The sequence below is a fragment of the Citrobacter sp. Cpo142 genome, from assembly GCF_030332425.1.
GTDB lineage: Bacteria > Pseudomonadota > Gammaproteobacteria > Enterobacterales > Enterobacteriaceae > Citrobacter > Citrobacter portucalensis.
The window spans coordinates 1-2,400 of record NZ_JAOWHW010000128.1 but is presented as its reverse complement, the minus strand read 5'-3'; the positions used below and the strand labels follow the sequence as shown (position 1 = coordinate 2,400).

The 2,400-nt window shown below is 49.9% G+C and carries 1 protein-coding gene and 1 pseudogene; one reads left to right on the top strand and one right to left on the bottom strand.

Translation table 11 applies throughout. The features are described from left to right. Positions 1 to 88 precede the first annotated feature (88 nt). A pseudogene (locus OGY18_RS17380) lies at positions 89 to 1,293 on the bottom strand (IS3-like element ISEc36 family transposase); the annotation flags it as partial. A gap of 850 nt (positions 1,294 to 2,143) precedes the next feature. Between OGY18_RS17380 and OGY18_RS17375 the strand changes: the two are divergent. Further along, positions 2,144 to 2,400, top strand: a 257-nt coding sequence (locus OGY18_RS17375; protein ID WP_032951342.1) for a transposase, incomplete at its 3' end; no start/stop codon positions are given.

The following is a 2,400-nucleotide window of genomic DNA, read 5'->3' as shown; positions in this document are numbered from 1 at the left end:
CTGGTAAGCAGAGTTTTTGAAATGTAAGGCCTTTGAATAAGACAAAAGGCTGCCTCATCGCTAACTTTGCAACAGTGCCCTTTTTATCACTTAACCCATGACTGGTTCGTCGCCGCAGATATTCCCGTGGCGAACGATACCCCAGTGCACTATGCGGATGCCATTCGTTGTAATGTTCGAAGGCCTCCGCAAGGTTCTTTACCGCTGTTAACCCGTCGGGTTTCGGCATGATGCTGATGTAATCGCGCTTCATCGTTTTCACGAAGCTCTCTGCCATCCCGTTGCTTTCCGGGCTACGTACCGCCGTATGTTTAGGCTCCAGTCCTACCATTCTGGCGAACTGACGCGTCTGATAAGAACGGTAGGCTGAACCGTTGTCTGTCAGCCACTCAACTGGGGATGTCGGCAGGCTGTTACCGAAGCGACGCTCCACGGCACCCAGCATGACGTCCTGCACGGTTTCACTGTCATATCCACCGTTACTGGCCGCCCAGTAAAGTGCCTCGCGATCGCAACAGTCCAGAGCGAACGTGACCCGCAGTTTTTCACCGTTATCACAGCTGAACTCGAAGCCGTCAGAGCACCACCGCTGGTTACTTTCTCCAACGGCCACTTTCCCTGTATGCGCCCGCTTCGATGGCGGTATTTCCGGTTTACGCTCAAGCAGCAGCGCATTCTGACGCATGATGCGGTATACGCGTTTGGCATTGATCACCGCCATGTCGTCAGTTTCTGATTGTCTGCGCAGCAGTGCCCATACCCGACGATAACCATAGGTGGGCAGATCGCCGATAACGGTATGGATACGGGCCAGCGCGTCAGTATCATCAGGCTTGCGCTTGCACCGACGATCCTGCCAGTCCTTCGACCGACGGGCCATGGCATGCAGTTGCGCACGTGAGACCCGGAGGCAACGACTGACAAGGCTTATTCGCCATCCTCCGGCAACAAGGGCACGTGCGCTATCCACTTTTTTTGTCGGCCATATTCAACGGCTTCTTTTAGCAGCTCGTTTTCCATGGTTTTCTTGCCCAACAGGCGCTGCAGCTCTTTAATTTGCTTCATCGCAGATGCCAGCTCCGACGCGGGCACAACCTGTTCTCCTGCGGCAACGGCTGTAAGGCTGCCTTCCTGATACTGCTTACGCCACAGGAACAGCTGACTGGCAGCAACGCCATGCTGACGGGCGACCAGCGACACGGTCATTCCGGGCTCAAAACTCTGCTGAACAATGGCGATTTTTTCCTGAACACTTCGCCGTCTGCGCTTCTCTGGACCTAAAACATCAATCATTCGGACTCCAACGACTAGTCTAAAAACTAGTATTAAGACTATCACTAACTTAAGTGATACCAACTGTCTGGAGATTCAGGGGGCCAGTCTAATCAGTGTGCAAATATCATACCAGCTTATGGTTCAGATAGCCACGTTGCTTAATTGTTGTGCAATGTAACAAATGTGAGGTATGTGTAGGTAATCGTTATTTTTAGGACTTAATGCACCGGTATTCTGGGCTTCAAATTCATCGGGGTAATGGCAAGTTAATGAAAAAAAGACCATTCCTCACGGGGGAAAAATGGTCGAATAATAGTATCCTGGTTCTGTGTACGTCAGGGTTCCAGTAGGATAGCGTCTATTGTCATGAACAAAACGACAAATAAGGGGGTAAATATGCCTCATTTTTGTTAAGGAATTGTCTATATGAACTGTTACTCAGTTTCTGTCCGTGAAATGGTCAGTATCAGGTATCAGACAATCATATCCTTTTATCTCACTGAGATTCCGGGCTGGACTTGATATCATCTAAACCTTTTCGGATTTCCACGTTTGGAAAATACAAGCCTTTCAAGAATTATACTGGTCTGTTAAGCGACCGATTGGAATCCGATATAAGAATATCCAGCAAGGAATTGACGCCCTCGACACTGCTGATGTCTTTGAGACGGTTTCTTGGATGAATCTGTCCTGAAGTGTCTGATTTTATCGCTCTATGTGATTGTTCGACTGTAGTGGCACAGTAAATTTGGCCACCTGATTAAAGGTGTGGAGTGCCCCCGAGCCCGTAGACAAATCTGCCCTATAGTTGGACTGACCCCACCCCGGTATACGATCCTGCCCTATAGTTTGAGCATAGGGGGAGCATATGGGCACACCACGATTTACACCTGAATTTAAGGAAGAAGCCGTCCGACAGATAACGGAACGCGGTTATTCCGTTGCCGAAGTATCTGACCGTCTGGGCGTTTCTGCCCACAGCCTCTACAAGTGGCTACGGGCTATCAAACCGGATAACAGCGAGCAGCATGCCCGGGATTTACTGGAAGCCAAAAGCGAGATCCTGAAACTACGGGCACAGCTAAAACGTACCGAAGAAGAACGGGATATCCTGAAAAAGGCCGC